General features: G+C 42.2%; 17 protein-coding genes. 8 read left to right on the forward strand and 9 right to left on the reverse strand.

Features of this window, described 5'->3' with window-relative positions; genetic code table 11:
• Positions 1-204 precede the first annotated feature (204 nt).
• The 3 genes from VB836_RS28045 to VB836_RS28055 all read left to right on the forward strand — a co-directional run bounded on the left by VB836_RS28045 (position 205) and on the right by VB836_RS28055 (position 1456).
• Entirely contained in the window at positions 205-570 is a 366-nt protein-coding gene (locus VB836_RS28045; protein ID WP_323224538.1) for an endonuclease domain-containing protein, read from the forward strand.
• Between the two features lie 239 nt (positions 571-809).
• Positions 810-1028, forward strand: a complete 219-nt coding sequence (locus tag VB836_RS28050; protein WP_323224540.1) for a hypothetical protein — start codon at positions 810-812, stop codon at positions 1026-1028.
• Positions 1028-1456: a type II toxin-antitoxin system VapC family toxin gene (locus tag VB836_RS28055; protein ID WP_323224542.1), complete on the forward strand. Its 429-nt coding sequence runs from the start codon at positions 1028-1030 to the stop codon at positions 1454-1456. The genes VB836_RS28050 and VB836_RS28055 overlap by 1 nt, the downstream gene beginning before the upstream one ends.
• Positions 1457-1478: 22 nt before the next feature.
• Here the strand turns inward: VB836_RS28055 and VB836_RS28060 are convergent, their stop codons facing one another.
• A complete protein-coding gene (locus VB836_RS28060; protein WP_323224544.1) occupies positions 1479-1649 on the reverse strand; it encodes a type II toxin-antitoxin system HicB family antitoxin in 171 nt (56 codons plus the stop codon).
• A 296-nt stretch (positions 1650-1945) separates the two neighbouring features.
• Here VB836_RS28060 and VB836_RS28065 point away from each other — a divergent pair, with 296 nt between their 5' ends.
• The gene (locus VB836_RS28065) at positions 1946-2386 is read left to right on the forward strand and encodes a DUF29 domain-containing protein (RefSeq protein WP_046277526.1); all 441 of its coding nucleotides are present in this window, start codon (positions 1946-1948) and stop codon (positions 2384-2386) included.
• Positions 2387-2596: 210 nt separating this feature from the next.
• Here the strand turns inward: VB836_RS28065 and VB836_RS28070 are convergent, their stop codons facing one another.
• Both VB836_RS28070 and VB836_RS28075 read right to left on the reverse strand, forming a co-directional pair.
• Positions 2597-2821, reverse strand: a complete 225-nt coding sequence (locus VB836_RS28070) for a hypothetical protein (RefSeq protein WP_046277531.1) — start codon at positions 2819-2821, stop codon at positions 2597-2599.
• A gap of 226 nt (positions 2822-3047) precedes the next feature.
• Positions 3048-9335, reverse strand: a complete 6288-nt coding sequence (locus VB836_RS28075; protein ID WP_323224546.1) for a PAS domain S-box protein — start codon at positions 9333-9335, stop codon at positions 3048-3050.
• A 470-nt stretch (positions 9336-9805) separates the two neighbouring features.
• On the opposite strand from VB836_RS28075, the gene rnhA reads away from it, so the two are divergent.
• Complete coding sequence (gene rnhA, locus VB836_RS30535; RefSeq protein WP_323224548.1) at positions 9806-10588, forward strand: ribonuclease HI; 783 nt, start codon at positions 9806-9808, stop codon at positions 10586-10588.
• 5 nt (positions 10589-10593) lie between these two features.
• Here rnhA and VB836_RS28085 read toward each other — a convergent pair whose 3' ends face one another.
• The 3 genes from VB836_RS28085 to VB836_RS28095 are packed head-to-tail and all read right to left on the reverse strand — an operon-like array spanning position 10594 to position 12573.
• Positions 10594-11028, reverse strand: coding sequence for an NUDIX hydrolase (locus tag VB836_RS28085; RefSeq protein ID WP_323224549.1), 435 nt, complete (start codon positions 11026-11028; stop codon positions 10594-10596).
• 51 nt (positions 11029-11079) lie between these two features.
• Complete coding sequence (locus tag VB836_RS28090) at positions 11080-11532, reverse strand: DUF3531 family protein (protein ID WP_046281279.1); 453 nt, start codon at positions 11530-11532, stop codon at positions 11080-11082.
• A gap of 21 nt (positions 11533-11553) precedes the next feature.
• On the reverse strand, positions 11554-12573 hold the full coding sequence (locus VB836_RS28095; RefSeq protein ID WP_046281278.1) for a Sll0314/Alr1548 family TPR repeat-containing protein: 1020 nt from the start codon (positions 12571-12573) through the stop codon (positions 11554-11556).
• 155 nt (positions 12574-12728) lie between these two features.
• Here VB836_RS28095 and VB836_RS28100 point away from each other — a divergent pair, with 155 nt between their 5' ends.
• Complete coding sequence (locus VB836_RS28100) at positions 12729-13370, forward strand: ABC transporter ATP-binding protein (RefSeq protein ID WP_046281277.1); 642 nt, start codon at positions 12729-12731, stop codon at positions 13368-13370.
• A gap of 50 nt (positions 13371-13420) precedes the next feature.
• Entirely contained in the window at positions 13421-14122 is a 702-nt protein-coding gene (rsmG, locus tag VB836_RS28105) for a 16S rRNA (guanine(527)-N(7))-methyltransferase RsmG (protein WP_323224553.1), read from the forward strand.
• Here the strand turns inward: rsmG and VB836_RS28110 are convergent.
• The 3 genes from VB836_RS28110 to VB836_RS28120 form a co-directional block, all read right to left on the reverse strand.
• Entirely contained in the window at positions 14114-15598 is a 1485-nt protein-coding gene (locus tag VB836_RS28110) for an alpha-amylase (RefSeq protein ID WP_323224554.1), read from the reverse strand. The genes rsmG and VB836_RS28110 overlap by 9 nt on opposite strands.
• A gap of 264 nt (positions 15599-15862) precedes the next feature.
• On the reverse strand, positions 15863-16339 hold the full coding sequence (locus VB836_RS28115; protein ID WP_323224556.1) for a BPTI/Kunitz-type proteinase inhibitor domain-containing protein: 477 nt from the start codon (positions 16337-16339) through the stop codon (positions 15863-15865).
• A 207-nt stretch (positions 16340-16546) separates the two neighbouring features.
• A complete protein-coding gene (locus VB836_RS28120) occupies positions 16547-17749 on the reverse strand; it encodes an NAD(P)/FAD-dependent oxidoreductase (RefSeq protein WP_046281273.1) in 1203 nt (400 codons plus the stop codon).
• 175 nt (positions 17750-17924) lie between these two features.
• Between VB836_RS28120 and VB836_RS28125 the strand changes: the two genes are divergently transcribed.
• On the forward strand, positions 17925-18332 hold the full coding sequence (locus VB836_RS28125; RefSeq protein ID WP_046281272.1) for a peptidoglycan-binding domain-containing protein: 408 nt from the start codon (positions 17925-17927) through the stop codon (positions 18330-18332).
• Positions 18333-18403: the final 71 nt, after the last annotated feature.

Raw genomic sequence — 18403 nt, forward strand, 5'->3', positions numbered from 1 at the left:
AGCCGTTTGAGTCAGGCGATCGCTATGTTTTTCTAAGATTTTAGGTGTTCTGAAGAAAAAAGGGGTGAAACTGCTTCCAATTTTAGCTCCTCGCGATCGCAAAATTTTAGAATGAAACAGCCCTGCCCTTTTTAAGGGGGGATCAAGGGGGGATTGGAGAGGGGTTGGGGGAGAGGTCAAACCTAATCTCAAAAAAATATCAAAATGGAAGCAAAAAACATTGTTATCGGACAAAAAATAACCCCTGAAAAATATCAACGTTCAAAACAGCTACGCAAAGAAATGACACCAGAAGAAAAAATACTCTGGGAACAGTTAAGAAGGAATAACATCAAAGGATTACACTTTCGCCGTCAGCAAATTATTGACGGTTTTATTGTAGATTTTTACTGTCATAAAGCAAAATTAGTTATAGAAGTTGATGGCGAAATTCATAACCAACAGCTTGAATCTGATCAAGAAAGAGATCAAATTTTATCAGCTAGAGGGTTAAAGATATTGCGAGTTACAAATCAAGATGTTAGAGAGAATTTGCAGGAAGTTTTACAAAAAATTATGGAGAGTTTGTAGTAGAGTACGAGTAAATGCTAAACCTGACTTTTTGATTAAGTCACAGCGTTAGGTTTCATTGCGTTCAATACAGCCTACAGGTTAAGAGGCGATGACCCTATCGAAGCTAAATGTCATTCTCTTGTCTAATAGAAAAAAAATGTTGGGTTTCACTGCGTTCAACCCAACCTACAGGTTAAAAGGCGATCGCACTGAAGATTGTTAGAATATAATGATAATAATTGTGCAGAATCAAGATTATGTTACCACAACCTCTATCCAATCTCAGCATTGAACAATTAAAAGGCCTAGTTATTTCTATTGTTGATGAAAGACTGAGCCAACATCAAGTTATACAAAAAACTCCCAATCAACAGCAATTGCAAGAACTCTTTAACTCGATTGACTCTCATATTTGGAATCCCCCTTCCTCTGCACCTTCTACCTTAAAACTCTTGCAGGAGGAGCGTCATCAATAATGAATCATTATATTATTGATGCGAGTATTGTAATTCAGCGATTTATTCAGCAAGAATATACTCCACAAGTCAGAATGCTTTTTAATCGTCTCTTGAAAGGAGATCGGTTTTACATTCCTGAATTTTGCTTACTAGAATGTACAAATGTCATCTGGAAACAAGTCAGATTTTATGGACTTCCAGAAGAACAAGCACAATTACTGATTCTGGATTTACAATCTATCCCTTTTAATATAGCTTCTGTTAATTACTTACTCTCTTCTGCATTAGATATTGGGTTAACTCATCAATTGGCTATTTATGATTCTCTATATATTGCTTTGGCATTGCAGTTAGATTATCCTTTAATTACGGTTGATGATCGCCAACTTAATGCTGCGATTAATTGCGGTGTTACACTGATTCCGATTACAGATTTTACTGAATAGAATAACTGCTAATTTTTGTTTGTTAGTTTTGAGACTGTTGTTCACTGGCTACTTCTAACCACGCTTCGATCGCCTCTTTAACCATTTCCATTAAATTTTCGTAACTCTCACCCCAAGTATGACAACCCGGTAACGCAGGAACACTCGCACACCAAACGTTATCTTCTTGCCAAACAATCACTTTAATTTTCATATCATTATTTTTTTGGGTTAATTTTAATTGATTTTATCACAATTAATCTGAATTGGCTTATCGTTTAAAACTGTTGGGTTGAACGCAGTGAAACCCAAGCTACAGGTTAATGAATGCGATCGCGCTGAACATTGTTAGACTATAATGATAATAACCGTGCTGAATAAAGATCATGTTACCACAACCTCTATCCAATCTCAGCATTGAACAATTAAAAACTCTAGTTATTTCCATGTTTACAACCATTTGATGAATTAATATACAGTATTTATATTGATCGTTTTTGGTAAAAACTTATGAAAATACACAATAATCTCTATGAACAAGACTTTTACCTGTGGACACAAAAAACGGCTCAACAGTTGAAGGAAAATCAATTCAATGAGGTAGATATTCCGAATTTAATTGAAGAAGTTGAAAGTATGGGGAGAAGTGAGAAACGAGAATTAAAAAGTCGTTTGATTATACTGTTAATGCACCTGCTAAAATGGCATTATCAGCCTGAAAAACGTAATGAAAGTTGGCGCAGTACCATCACCGAACAACGGATTTGTATTGAAGAATTACTAGAAGATAGTCCTAGTTTGAAACCTCTGCTTTCAGAAGTATTTGAGGACTGTTATCAAAAAGCACGTTTCAAAGCATCGGATGAAACCAAAATTAAATTAATTTTTTTTCCAAAAGAATCACCTTTCACTCTTGAGGAAACCTTAGAATCTAATATTATTAACGAATAAAACCAATTGTCATTGAAATTCTAAGTTTTTTAGGCTGTTCTTCCATGCAATCAGAAGATATTATCTTAGCGTTTTTCCATCGGAAGAACGGAAATTTACCGAGTTTACAACGGTTTAATAGGTAGACTGTTAACTCAAATAGGTGCGATCGCACTTCTAAACCTCAGAAACGCGATCGCAGATTGCTAAATTTATTTGCTATAACTAAATCTAATCTTGTATTTCTTCTGATTGAGAATCAAAAGCGAGGGTAAAGGAAGCTTTCGGGAGAACCTGTTTCAAATGTTGTAAGTGACCCTCGGCATTAGACCGACTGCGGAATCGACCTATGACTGTACGTTCTAAGTTGGGAAGTAAACGAGTGATTGTCCAGGGATTCAGACGATCTCGATAGGAGACTGCTGAAGACTTTGAGGTAGAATTGTTCTCTGGCATGATCAAATTATCCCTACAATTTTTAAACTTGGACATTTATGACATCCGGAGATGAAAATCGTTTCTGCCCTTCTTATAGCATTAAATACTGATAAATATAAAATGTCAAGGGTTAAGAATTAATAGTCAAAATTAAAATAACATTTTATGCCGTTTGAATGATATAATTGATCAGGTGACTTTTTCAAAAATCATATAATATCCTTAAATATTTGCTATAACTGCTTTACCGATTAACTAAATCAAGAATCGCTGTAATTAAACGATCCGGTTCAACAGGCTTACAAATATGTTGGTTAAACCCGGCAGCAATGGCTTTATGAAAATCACTTTCTCCCGCATAAGCCGTTAATGCGATCGCAGGCATTTGTTGGTCTGATCTATTCTTATACAAAGATCGAACTTGCTTCATTAACTGATAACCATCCATTGCAGGCATCCCAATATCACTGACTAAAATATCGGGAGTCGAACGCATAAACGCTTTCAGGGCTTCTATTGCAGAATCAACAGCAATCACCGTTGCACCCGCTTGTTTTAACATTAAAGTGAGAAAATCTCGGGTATCCGCTTCATCCTCAGCAATTAAAATCCGAATTCCCTGCAAGCACTTAGGGTTGAAAGACTCAGCATCTAGAGTTTGGTCATTTTTGGCAGATTCGCCGTTTTGAGGAATCAGGGGAAACTTGACAATAAAAGTAGCTCCCTGTCCTTCACCGGGACTATCCGCTTGCACTGTTCCGCCGTGCATTTCGGTAATATAACGAACTATAGCCAATCCTAAGCCCAGTCCGCCAAACTTGCGCGTCGTCGTTCCATCTTCCTGACGGAAATATTCAAAGACATGAGGTAAAAATTCAGGACTAATTCCCTTACCTGCATCTTTGACGCGAATTTGAGCCTCAGTCCCGACTTGTTCTAACCAGATATCTACTTTGGCGCCAATCGAACTAAATTTAACGCTATTGGAGAGCAAATTCCAGACAATTTGTTGTAAACGCCCCGCATCACCGAGAACTTGTCCGACTTGAGGATAGAGGTGAGTTTTAATCTCAATGGACTTCGCTTCGGCAGCCAGACGAACAGTTTCCACAGCCGAGATGATCACAATTCTCAGATCAACCGATGAGCGATTTAAGTTCAGCTTACCGCGTAGAATCCGAGAAACATCTAACAAATCATCAATCAACTGCACTTGTAGCTTGACATTGCGCTCAATCGTTGTCAACGCTTGATGGAGGATTTTGTCATCCACCTTTTGACGCTGAAGCAAATTCGCCCAACCCAGAATCGGATTTAACGGCGATCGCAATTCGTGAGACAAAACCGCCAAAAATTCATCTTTGATGCGGTTAGCGGCCTCTGCTTCTTCTCTAGCGGCGCGTTCACGGGCGAGAAGTTGGTCTCGTTCGGCTTCGGCTCGTTTGCGATCGCTAATATCAGCCGTCGAACCAACAACCCGAACTAACTCACCTTTGCGATCGCGAAGAATATACCCTCGATCCCAAACATCAACCCAATGTCCATCCTCATGGCGAACTCGATATTCAAAACTATAGCGATCAAAGCCATTGTCTATATTTGACAACATCTGAGGTTGAATCACTAAACGATCCTCGGGGTGCATCCGTTCACTCCACCAATCTCGATCTTGAGGAACCTCTTCCGGGCCTAGACCAATCAGTTGACGCAAACCTTCCGATCGATAGACGTGGTTGGTTTGCAGATCCCAGTCATAGACAATCCCTGTTACCGCCCGAGTCGCTAACCGGAACCGTTCTTCACTGGCTTGTAGGGCTTCTTCAGCGCGTTTGCGTTCCGTCATATCCAAAAACGCTCCAATCACTCCCCGCACTTGTCCATTGTCATCTCGCAACGGCACCGCTTTACCGTAGATATAACGAACCTCCCCAGAATCAAAAATAAATTCTAATTCCCCTTCGACTTCCTCACCTGTTCGTCCGGCTTTCTGCATGGGTAACTCCTGGGGGGGAATATTTTTGCCATTAATTTGTTGCTTGAAAGGTAGAGGGTTTTTTCCATCAGCCGGAGTCGCCGTTGGCACTGAACCGGGAAACATCCGCATCAGTTCATAAGCCGTTAAGTTGGCGCTCATCTGATGACAGTGGCGATCATGGGCTATCCAAATAGCCGCCGGAACCGCTTCCATCAAGGCTTCGAGTTCTTCTGCTCTAGCTCGGGCGTTGGCTTCACTTAAACGTAACGCCACTTCTGCTTGTTTGCGATCGCTAATATTGCTAAAGGAAACTGCTACCCCATCTTCTAATTTAACCGCCATATTGTGAAACCAACCTCTAATCCCGTCAGCATCGTAGAAAAGCTCAATATCGTCAGGTTCACCTGTTTCAACAACTTCAACATAACGTTTAAACAAATTAAAGTGGAACTGGTTTCCGGGTAAAACCTCTAAAAGTCGTTGACCGAGGAGATCTTCTGCGGGACGTTTGAGGGCTTCTGCGGCTTTGGGATTAACGTAAATCCATTCAAAGTCAATGATCTCTCCGGTTTTATCCCGTATACTTTTGAGGATGGTAAACGCATACAGTGATAACTCTTGAGCGACGCGAAATTGTTGTTCACTGCGTCGCAGAGCCGCTTCAACTTGTTTGGCTGGGGTAATATCTTCAGCAATCCTAGCAACCCGACGAATTACACCCTGTTCATTGTAAATGGGAAACGAGCGATCGCGAATCCAACGAACGGAACCATCGGAACGAACAATGCGATATTCTTGACTAAATTGACCTTCAACAGCCTGTTCAAAAAAGGCTCGTCTAACGCGCTCTTGATCTTCAGGATGAATCGTCTCTAACCAGTCATAGGGATTATTGCAAAGGCTTTGCAGGGAATTTCCCCAGATGCGTTCATAGGCAGGACTGACATAAAGAATTTTAATCTCCTGCATATCCATGATCCAGAAAACATCCTCGATATTTTCCGCCAATTGCCGAAATCGTTCTTCACTCTGACGCAGTGCCACTTCTGATCGCTTGCGATGGTCTACATCGGTGATCGTCCCGACCCATTCTCGGAGCGAACCATCCGAGTTAAACAATGGGATTCCCTTGGCTTCAAAGTAGCGATATTTCTGGGTTGCAGTATTCCAGATCCGTCCTTCAGACTGATACAGGGTTTTGCTATCTCGTGCTTGTATCCACAGGGATTTGACTCGCTCTTGGTCATCCGAATGAATCGCTTGTAACCAGCCCCAGTTTTGATGTTCACTCCAGCTTTGTCCGGTGTAGGTTTCCCAGGCGGGCTGAGGCTGAATAAATTGACCTTCGGGGTCAGCGATCCAAACTATCGAACTGAGAATGGAGACAAGAGATCGATAGCGTTGTTCACTCTGGCGAAGGGCTTCTTCGGTTTGCTTTAAGGTGGTAATGTCAGTAATCAGTGCATAAAATCCTGTTACCGTAGCATCACTGGCAATATTGGGAATATATTGACGACGAACATAGCGGGGGCCGCCATATTTAAAGGGCATCAAGAGTTCAGCCGTTACGGGTTCTCCAGCGAGTGCGGACTCGACATCAGGACGCATGAACTGATAGGCGGTTTCCCCAAGAAATTCAGCAAGATGCTGACCGATAATGTTTTCCGGGAGATGCCCAAACCAATCAGAATAAGCCCGATTAACAAAGCGATACCGTTGATCGCGATCAACGTAGGCGATTAAAGCCGGAACTGCATCGGTAATTAAGCGCAGTTCTTCTTCTCGTTGTTTTAAGGCGGCTTCGGCTTGTTTTCGTTCGGTAATATCTTCTGCAATTCCGGCGACTCGGCGAATTTGACCGTCTTCTTCGGGAATGGGAAAACCGCGATCGCGTATCCACCGAATAGAACCATCGGGACGAATCACCCGAAATTCAACCGCACATCGACCGGTTTTAACCTGTTCGGTAAAGGCGACTTCAGCTTTTGAACGATCTTCGGGATGGATCATTTCCATCCATTTATAGGGATTTGCATAAAGACTTTCACAGGAATATCCCCAGAGTGTTTCATAGGCGGGACTAACGTAGAGAACTTTGTAGTCTTGCATTTGGGCGATCCAGAAGACATCTTCAACATTTTCTGCCATTTGTCGAAATCGTTCTTCGCTGGTTTGTAGGGCTTCTTGGGTCTGTTGGCGTTCGCTAATATCTCGAACAAAGGCTTGCCAGCGGCCATCGGGTAATATTTTGGTACTGATTTCAACGGGAACGATAGTGCCATCTTTTCTAATCAGCGTCCATTCTTCGACGTGGGTATTCCCCAGCAGTAAGGATTGTTTGACGGCTTCGAGTCGAGGTTGATCTTTGGGGGGAATAATCTCTAGGATTTGCTTACCAATCAGTTCTTCTCGTGAATAACCGAGTAAGTTACAGGCGTTGTTATTCACATCGATATAGGTGCCTTGGAGATCGGCGATTAATACAGCATCGGGTGCCTGTTCGATCAGGGCGCGAAATCGTTCTTCACCCCGTCTCAGCGCCAGTTCTGCTTGCCGTTGATAGGTAATATCTCGAAACACAACAACGGCTGCTAAAATCTCTCCTTGTTGATCTCGAATCGGGCTAGAATTCACATCAATAATGATGCGCTGACCATCTGCTCGGTGAATTTCGATTTCTTCGCCTAAAACCACTTCGCCTGTCCGTAGCGATCGCATGAGGGGATATTCATCGGGACGATAAGGCTGTCCATTGGGATGAAAACCCTCAAAGGTGACGTCTTGATCGTAGGCTTCTAACTGCCATTCTAGGGCGTAGGAGTAGCCCAGTATCTCTTCTACTTGTTGGTTCGCCAGGACTAATTCTTCGGTTTCAGCATCCGCGATTAGGACTCCGGCTGGCATTTGCTGTAAGATGGCTCTCATCCGGGAGCGTTCGGTTTCAAGCTGTTGGAGAAGTTGCTCTCGTTCGGCTTCGGCTTGTTTGCGTTCGTGGATGTCTGTGGTGATGCCTATCCATTTTATGATGTTTCCGCTTTCGTCTTTGAGGGGAACCGCACGACCCATAAACCAACGATAAACCCCGTCATGGCGGCGATAACGAAATTCCGCTTCAAAAGCTGTTCCTTGTTGTTTGGCTTGATCCCAGGCTTCTTGTAAGTAGGGATAGTCATCGGGATGGTTAATCTGTTGTAAGCCTTTTTTATTCAGTTCTTCTAGGGTTAAACCCGTGTATTCTATCCAGCGTGAGTTAACAAAATCAGTTTGTCCTTTACTATCACAAGACCAGATAAAGTCGGGGACTGCATCACTGAGAGTTCGATAGAGGCTTTCGCTGGTTCGCAGCAAATCTTCTGCTTGTTTTAAGTTAGTAATCTCTCGGGATAACGCCAGAATTTGTTCGACTTTTCCTTGACTTCCAAAGATGGGAGTGAGCAACACATCCCACCATTTTGGTTTACCTGTTTGACTCGGACAATAGCCTTGAAAGCGACTGGTTTTTCCTATTCGTGCTTGAGTTAGGGCTATTTCTGCTTTTTCGCGATCGCCATCTTGCCAAAATTCCACCCAAGGTTGATGCAAATAGGGCTGAATATTATTGATTTCTAACAGGTATTGTCCGCCGGAGTTTATCAACAGCAGTCGCCCTTCTAAGTCTAACACTTTGATACAGTCCATGCTGCTTTCGATAATCCGACGGTTAAATTCTTCACTCGAACGCAGTTGGGATTCGATTTGTTTGCGTTTGCTAATATCTCGAAAATAAACAGAAATTCCTTCTTCTGATGGACAGGCGTTGATTTCTAAATAGCGATTAAGCACCGACGAAAACGTTTCTAATTGTAGGGGGATTTGTTCTCTCATGGCTAGACGCAATTGTTGCGTTGCCGGATGTTCTGCCTCCTCAGAAAATACATCTTTCCAGAGTTCTTTACCCAGCAATTCTTCCCGAGTATATCCCAACAAACGAGCGGCTTCTTGATTAATGTAGGTATAACGCCAATTTCGATCTAAGGCAACAAAAGCATCAGTAATTCGTTCTAATATCTTGTAACTTTGATTGAACTGAGGTTGGCTAAGGGTTTGAGAGGTGGTTTCGATCAGCGTTCCCAATACTCCGGCGACTTCACCCGTTTGACCCAAAATCGGACTATAAGAGATGTTAAAATAACGCTGTTTTTTGGAACTGAATAATTGTGAATTAAATTGTTTATTTTCCCGCAAAATTGCTTGTCTAGTTTCTAAAATCTCTTGTAGATCTGAAGCGATTTCCTGGCTCATTTCCGACCAACAAGAATTCAACGGTTGACCCAAGGTAGAGAGAGGCTGAATTTTACCCCAAATTGAATAATAGGCATCATTGTAGAGTAAAATCTGTTCATTTCCCCAGAGGATAAACTGAGGATGACAGGTATTTAAAACAAGATTTAAAATCGTTTTGAGCTGTACAGACCATTGTTCAACGGCACCCAGGGGAGTTGGCGACCAATTCTGCGATCGGATTATTTTCCCCATTTCACCTCCAGCTTGAAATGGATCGGGTGATGTTGCTTTCACGGTCTTTTTTCCTCCACTGATGAAGCAGAACCCATAGATTTTTTTGTGTTTCTAGGCTAAGTTTTGAGTCAAAAAACAGGTGGTCAGTGAGTCCAGATTAAACTGATATTTTAGCTTGACGGTATCCTGCTATCGCTCTATTTTAACAATAAATATAACGCGAATTCCAAGGGTTGACTAGATCTATTTTTTCCGATATTAACTCTTTCAGGCAAGATCGGCAGATCCGAGGCAAATGTTTTCGGCTGGAGATGGAGTTGGTGTCTTCTGTTAATTGGTGTAACGAGGGATATCTAATCGGTGACAGGGGTACTGAAATTTGGGTAGATTGTCTATTCTAGCTTAAGATGAGCCAGGGGTTAGATATCTCTATCTTGAGATAGATTCAGGCAATTGGATTTTTCAGTAAAAAAGGTGCGCTCACGTTTTAAAATGAAATGGAGCTGATGCTGTGTAGAGTGCTAGATTAAATGATGTCTCAACCCAATGAAAATCAGGATGACGTTTTCTCTAAACCTGTTAAGAAATATTCTCAATTTGAAATTGATGAGTTTTTCTCGGAAATTGCAGCGACACCTCCTGAATATCGGCCACATCTATTAAAGATGATTCGCCTATTTCGTGAAAGTGTGACGCTGAATTTACAGGTTTCCCAACGGCATGAACCCGACACCAAGACTACAGCTATTTTAACAGAAAATTTCGCTCCGGCTCCACCTGTTAAAAAAACGCAAGAAACTCGAAAAGATTCATCACAAATGGAGGAAGTCACCCTTTATACGGATGGGGCTTGTTTGGGAAATCCGGGGCCGGGTGGTTATGGTATTGTATTAATTCAGGGAGATGATCGACAGGAATTATCGGGGGGTTTTCAGTTAACAACCAATAACCGGATGGAAATGATGGCGGCTATTGTTGGACTCCAAGCTTTAGAGACAAAAAGTAGAGTCACGCTGTATAGTGATTCAAAATATGTGATTGATGCGATCGAAAAAGGTTGGGCTAAACGCTGGAAAGCCAATGGCTGGAAACGCAATAGCAAAGAATGGGCGATGAATCCTGATCTTTGGGAACAGTTATTAGAACTTTGTTCACAGCATGAGGTAAAATTGGTTTGGGTGAAAGGTCATGCGGGAAATCTAGAAAATGAATGCTGCGATCGCCTCGCAGTTCGAGCTTCTCAACAAAGAAATTTACCGCCCGATTTAGGCTATGAAAATCCTGCGATGCAGCAGCAAATCTCTTTGTTTTAAAGGTGTTAATTTGGCTTCAGACAATATTCCAGAAAGTTTTCAGGATATAAAGTCAGTTCACCGGATAAAAAGCCTGAGAGTGGAACCCAAAGTGCGATGTTTTCGCGTTTTCCTTCTTTAAAAGTGAGTTGTTCGATCTGATAAAATTTCGGATCGGCAAAGTCACATTTATAGAGTTGAATGATTTCATGTCCGGGTTTATCTTTGTAGACAAAGAGACTTTCTAAGCAGCCTAAATACTGAATATTGGTTAGGGCTGCTTGAATTTCTTCTAAAAATTCTCGTTGTAAAGCGTCTCGACTCTGTTCTCCAAAGTCTACACCGCCCCCTAAAGCCCGATAAAAGGTTTCTTGCTTGATAGGATCATAACCTTGGGATAAAAACAAGCGGTTTTTATCTTGAATTAATCCTAAAGCTAATACCCGAATTTTCTTCCCCATAATTCCCCCAATCCCTTGAATTATTTTGCAGTTAATGCTCGATTTAGACGGTTAGTTATAGTCTGCAAACGTTGAATTTTTGTAATCTTCATCAACAGGCCAATCTTCATTTTGTCCGCCAATAATTAATTCTTCAATGGTGACGTATTCTTTACTCAGTTGTTGGAAAGCATTAATCAAAATATCGAGGGAAAAAGAGTCAGTGGTTCCTAAGTCAAACCAACATCTCACCCAAAGTCCTTGATATTCTATTTCCCCCATATTGTGCATGAGTGCCATCATGCTACTCTCGCTGCTATCTGTATCATAGGTCATGTAGTTGAGATCGACTCCACACTCTTGAACTTGCAGATTTTCTGCATTAAATCCTCCCAATTTTCCTAAGAGAAACCAGGAATCAAAAACTTCTTCAATATATTGGCGTTCAGTCATGGAGGGAACGGTACTAAATCTCAGCCAAATCCACAAATCAAAGGGATTACATTCGCGAAATAGAATATCCATAGAATTGCTCGTTGATGGGGTTTACAAGGAGGGCATTTGCTCAGGAACAGGCCCCCACGGGCTATTTATTGATCTGATTGTATCTCGCATTGGATCACAAGCACGACTTTGATTATCAATGCGGTTGAGAGTCTTACATTGTTCGTAAAAGATTTGAGCAACAATGGTTTTCGGGAGTTGTTGGGGTTGGGCTAAAGCGGCTTGAAAGTTGTTTTTGGCTTCTGTTAAGGTTAAGGTATTATTGTTATTTCGTCGAGCAATAGAAGAGAGAAGTTGTGCTTTAATATAGAGAACTTCGGGATTATTCGGCACTTCTTCTATCGCTTTATTAATAAACTCTAAGGCTTTTTCATGTTGATCTAAATCCCGATAAGCTAAAGCCAGACCTCGATAGGCAAGATGACGGGGACTGCCATGTTGTTCGAGTTTTTGGATAGCGGATTGAGGATCAGAAAACGGCAGATTGAGAGCTAAAAATATATCCATATAGCCGCGAATTAAATTCAGTTCTGGGTCAGTTGAATCGACTTGAGCTGCGGCATCCATATGTTTGAAAACATCCTGAAGCAGATTTAGGGCAACGGGCGCACCTTTGAACGTGCCTTCTGTGGATAAAATATAAGCCCCGTCTAGAAAGTAAGCGATCGCAATATAAAGATTACTTCGCACTAAATCGCGACTTTGTAAGGCTTTTGCGGCGGTCATGGTTTGGCTCGAATAGGTTTTTAAACCCTGCCAATCTTGCTGTTGATAAGCTAAAGAAGCCAGCAAGGCATAAATCATCGGTTCGTCTGATTCTTCCGACTTTGCTTGTTCGAGATACCATTGGGCATCTTGATAGTTTCCCCGTTCAAACATTGCCTTAAAAGCGGCTTCTGTATTCTCTCCAATTTGTCGGGCTTTATCTCCCTCACGAAAGGGATCGGCTGCTAAAACTGGACTATTCCAAAAACTGAGGGCGATGAGTGTCGCTGTAGCAGTGATAGCACTGATGCTTTGCCAAGTTGTTGTTAAGGATTTTCGGAAAGATTTTGAAGACATGAGCATCTATTTTTGAGCGATTACAAGAGTTTAAGAATAGATTGTTGACGTTAGGAGAAAAGGACAGGTTCCACAAAACGGGCGAGCAGATGTTATGATTTTGAGTAGCTGTGTATAACGGTTTACGAACTTTGAAAGTTTAGCTTTTTTCCCTGATGCTTTATCTCAAAAATATACTTTATCATCCTCCTGCTAGTTCGGTGCCGATTCTCAAAGATGTATGTTTGGAACTTGCGCCCCAACAAATGGGGTTAATTGTCGGTCGTAGTGGTTCCGGTAAAAGTACACTTCTTGAAATTTTAGCGGGTTTAGCTGAAAAAACAAGGGGAGAAATTTGCTGGCGAGATCAGGAGTTAACTGCTGAACACTTACAACAGTTAGCAGGTTTGGTGTTTCAGTTTCCGGAAAGACATTTTTGCGGGGGAACCGTTTTGGAGGAGTTGCGCCTGGGACACCCCGAGTTAGGATTAGAACAGGTTAATAATGCTTTGAACGAGGTGGGTTTGGGTCATTTGTCTCTACAAAATCCGCCCCATTCGTTGAGTGGAGGACAGCAACGACGCTTGGCTTTGGCGGTACAATTGATTCGTCAACCGCATTTGTTGATGTTGGATGAACCGACAGCCGGATTAGATTGGTCAATGCGCCAACAGTTGGTGAGTTTGTTAGGGAAGTTAAAAAACCATTGGACGTTGTTGGTTGTTACGCACGATGCGGCGGATTTAATGGGAGTGGCGGATCGCTGTTGGACGTTGAATCATGGAGATTTACAAGTGATTGATCCGGCTACTTGTTGAATGAATTTAGGCGAATGTTTGTTGAGAGAATTTTTGTAGTTGAAAGGACGATGAACGAGACTGAAAGGCCGATGATTTTAGAGATGACATCCGTTTGGCAAGAAACGTTAAATTGGCAACCGACGGCAGTCCAGCAACAGCTATTTCAACGTCTTTATGAGGGAATATTGGCGGGAAATCAATCTTTGAATTTAACTCGGATTACTGAATCTGATGCTTTTTGGGAAAAACACTTATGGGATTCTCTAGCGGGAATTGCACCGTTTTTTAGGGGAGAATGGGATTTTTCAGCCTCGACTGTTGAGGTTATTGATATTGGAACAGGTGCAGGTTTTCCGGGTTTACCTGTGGCGATTGCGGTTGCCGAAAGTTCGGTCATGTTGTTAGATAGTACCCGCAAAAAAATTACGTTTTTAGAATCATTAATTGAGACTTTAGAGATCAAAAATGCCAGAGGATTCGTCGGTCGTGCTGAACAGGTTAATCAACAATTAAAGTTCAAAAGAAAGTATCATTTAGCTTTAGTTCGTGCAGTAGCAACGGCTTCAGTTTGTGCAGAATATGCTTTACCTTTTTGTACTCAAGGCGGTCGAGTTGTTTTGTACCGAGGACATTGGACGGTTGAAGAAGAAAAAGCGTTACAATTGGTGGTCAAGAATTTAGGCGGTGAAATCGAATCAATTCGCCAGTTTACAACACCCTTAACTGAGAGTATTAGACATTGTATTGATTTGAAGAAGTTGTCAGAATGAAGCTTGAACCCACACCGAAACTGAACCGCCATTACAGCGAAATTCTCCCCAACCGTATTCATTTGTATAAACGGGTTCTTTGATGTGTTCCGTTACATCATAAAATTGAGTATTGGGTTTACCGACTTTCATCCATTGTTGACCCTGAGAAGCGTTACTGAGAATGACAGCCATCGCTTGTGGATGAGTTTGATCACCGAGTCTTGTCCAACCAATGAAATCGGGATGATTAAAATAATCTTCTTGCTCTCCATAGGCAAAATGTTGACGAGCGTATAACAATTTATCAATAATCCAACGGTGAGTATTCATCCAAATTTCATAGCCCTTATCGAAATAATGAGCGCCATAATAATCCGCATAAAAAATACAAGGACAACCTTCTTGTCGCAGTAGAATAATGGCATAAGCTAAGGGTTTAAACCAGGGTTCGACAACAGATTGTAATGCTTGTAAAGGTTGAGAAGCATGATTTTCTACAAATGTAACGGCTAGAGCGGGTTGTTGTTGCATCAGTGTTCCATTTAAAATGGTTCGCATATCATAGTAACCTCCGCTTTGGCTAGCCCGATGAAAATTGTAGTGTAAAGGAACATCAAATAATGACATTTTTCCCTGGGTTTTACTAATATATTCATGTAGGGCTTCTACATTGTTTTCCCAGTATTCCCCGACTGTAAATAATTCTCGACCTGTGTATTGACGTAGAAAATTTAACCAATCTACAAAAAAGCTAGAACTAATGTGTTTAATCGCATCTAACCGAAAGCCATCAACGCCAGTTGTTTCTAATATCCATTTTCCCCAATGGTACAGTTCTTGACGCACTTCTTCGTTGGAGGTATCGAGATCACAAGCCATCAAAAAATCATAATTTCCATGACGTGGATCAACCTGGGTTTCAAAGGTTTTATCTTTAAGGCGATAAATCGTTTGATCATTCCAGTTAGACGCATTATGATTAACCGCATCAAAATGCCACCAGCGCCATTTTAAGCTAGAATATTTGTCTTGGCGACCGGGAAATTTAAAATGGCTGTAAATTTGAATGGTTCGGGTGTGACCCATATCAACATTTCGGTTATTCCAAGCCACAGGAATAGCTTCGACAAATTCGGGATCATCGGCTGCATTTTTATGCTTAAAAACCACATCAGCGTAAATTTGAATTCCCGCATGATGAGCGGCTTGAATCGCGGCTAGATATTGTTCACGAGTACCATATCGGGTGCGAATGGCTCCTTTTTGATCAAATTCACCCAAATCAAATAAATCGTATGTACTATAACCGACGTCATTCCAAGCCCGTTCGGGTTCAGTCAGGTTACAACCTTTGTAGGCGGGAGGTAGCCAAAGAGCCGTAATTCCAGCATCGGCGAGTTCTTTTGCTCGGTTTTTGATTTCATTCCACAGGCTTAAACTCGGATCGATATACCAGTGGAAATACTGCATGATGGTACCGTTAATTTTACTCATTTTGATGAGATCCTGGCAGAATGTATGAATGCGAGTCTGTTGATGATACCATTAGAAAGTTGGAAGTGAGTTGTCTGGATTTTTTGAGTGAGAAAGGAAAAATTGACCGTTAGTGCGGTATGATTATAATAGCAACAATATTCTGAAGCCCAAAAAGAAAGTGATATCTTAGGTACAATTTCTACTCAAAACGGATCGAGTTTTTGATGGAATACCCGATCCGCACGTTGCGGTTATAGAGAGTGAAAGACTCTGAAAAAGGGATTATTTTTGAGGGGGTACAACGCAGGTTTCTTGACAATCTTCTAAAGTAATAAAGTTATTTTCGTTCCCTTCACAACCGCCAAAGGAAAAGGTGACACACTCGCTACCGTTAAAAGCGTATCGGTTGAAATCTGCTTGGCAGGAGCCACTCTCTATCCGTTGAGCGCAAATTTCTTCGGCTGTACTCACTTCCGGCTTGACGGCTGATGCTTCACCCAAACAGGTTTGTTGACAGTCACCGAGGGTAATAAAGTTATTTTCGTTTCCTTCACAACCGCCAAAGCTAAACTGAACGCATTCGCTCCCATTAAACGCATAGCGGTTAAAACTGGCTCGACAACTCCCGGTTTCAATGGGTTGATTACAAATGGTTTTTTCTTGAGCAAAAACAGTTTGAGGGAATAGCGCCACATTAAAAATGACGATAGCGATCGCTATAAAAATTTTGGTGATCAGCCAGATCGTTTGTTTTTTCATTATGGATTTTCAAGCAAGGTTCAGCTCAAACATTAGCAGAGAGAGGCTACAGGTTGAAGGATTTTGAGATTTATTTCCTATTGACTTCTGGGATTTTGCAAATTTTGTGAATCGAGAGCAGGATTGCTTTGAGAGGGAAAAAAAGTAGAGAGGAAAAAGCAAATCCTCTCTGTTCTATCTAAGATGTTGCACCAATCACCCAAATCCCTATCGCACGGGAGGCGATATCATATCCTGAAGCGGTCGAGTTATCCAATTGAAAGCCACCCTCACTTGATGATCGAGTGTGGGAAAACGATAAAGATAAATCAAACGACGAGCCAAATGTGCCATTTGCCCTTCTAACTTAATCCCCAAACCTGTGAGGGTGGCGTCATCGGTTCCCAAAGTCATCATTTCGCCCAAACCCTGATAGCGGAAGGGTAATAAAGGCCGTCCGGTCATAGAGGCCCAAATATTCCAGGCGGCATAATCGGCTTGTTGAAAGGCGGCTTGAGCGGTGGAAGGAACCTGCTGACCGTCAACATCCTTACAATCAGCCAAATCCCCCAAGGCAAAAATCTCAGAATGGTCAACAGCCTGTAATGTCGTTGTCGTCATCACCTGACCTCGTTGATTGTGTTTTAACGGTAGAGACTGCACAATCGGCGAAATTCTCGTTCCGACTGTCCACAACACTAGGTCAACGGGAATTGGATCAACCTGTTGTCGATACTCCAAAGCCATCGTCGAGGCTTCAATCGATTGAACCGTTGTTTCCAAATCAACCCAAACTCCGCGTTGTTGGAGGGCGCGTTGGGCGGCTTCGCGGTTAAAATTGGGAGAACTCCGCAAAATCCTATCATCTCGTTCAATCAATCGTAGGCGTCCCCGTTCTTGGAGTCGGTCAGCCAGCTTACAAGCCAACTCCACGCCACTGTAACCCCCGCCAACAATGGCGATACGAATTTTGTCTTGATCAGAGGCTTCTAGAAGCCGCAGCCGTTCCTCGAGGCGATAGGCGTCTTCAATGCTTCGGAAGGGAATGGCATATTCCGCAGCGCCCGGTACAATATCGAGGGGTGTTTCACCTCCCATCGCCAAAACTAAATAATCAAAAGTCAGAGCCTCACCTTCAGAAAGCTGAACTTCCTTGGCTTCAATGTCGATAGCGGTGACAACTTGCTGACAGAAGCGTATATTTGTATTTTGCAACAGTTGTTCAAAGGGAGGAGCGATTTCCCAGGTTTGCAGTTCTCCGGTTAAAAGTTCGTACAAAAACGGCGAAAATAAAAAGCGATCGCGGCTGTCAACGAGTGTGATTTCCGGTTGTTCGGACTTCCGCCAGGGTAACTCATTTAAGCGTAGAGCGGTATAGAGTCCACCAAAGCCTCCACCCAAAATACAAATGCGGGTCGGTTGTTCAGTCATAATTTGTGGATGAGGAACGGATAAGCAATTGAGCAGTTTCTCTCACTAGGATAACAAGGTAACTGGGAGTTTTCTGCCTGTCGTTAGGAGTTAAGTGTACGGTTCATGGCGGAGTAAGTCAGTAGAGTGATGCAAGATAGATAGAGAGAAGGTCTTAGCTGTGAACAATTAATCTATGCCGGAAGATAAGTTATTTGGACGTTTACATTACAGTAAATTACTGCTGTTAGAGTTGCAAAGGCGACTGCAAGCATTGGGTCTTGATCCGGGGCCTGTTAATGGTCGATGGAATCCTGAAACAGAAGCGGCTTTAGAAGAAGCACAACGGGCTTATGGAGTACATGGAGGTAAAGCCCAAGCTGCTTATTTTGTTGTCATTCCGGGTGCGTCAGAAGAGTTACCTAGAATTGCTGAACAAGTGGTTTTATTGGGGGTACCTGAAACGGGTGTTTATCAACGCTATAGTGCAAGTGATCCGAAAGTTGCGGTCGGGCCTTTTTCTAATCCTGATATTGCCAAGCGCTGGCAACATTATTTACGTGACTTTGGCTTAGGTCAGGCTAGAATTTACTATGGTTGTTAAGTTCTTGTGAGGGGTTTAAAGTATTTTTATTTTCACCAAATTTTCCTCTTTTACGGGGATGATTGTTCTGT

This window comes from Limnoraphis robusta BA-68 BA1 (genome assembly GCF_034932365.1).
Taxonomy (GTDB): Bacteria; Cyanobacteriota; Cyanobacteriia; order Cyanobacteriales; family Microcoleaceae; genus Capilliphycus; species Capilliphycus robustus.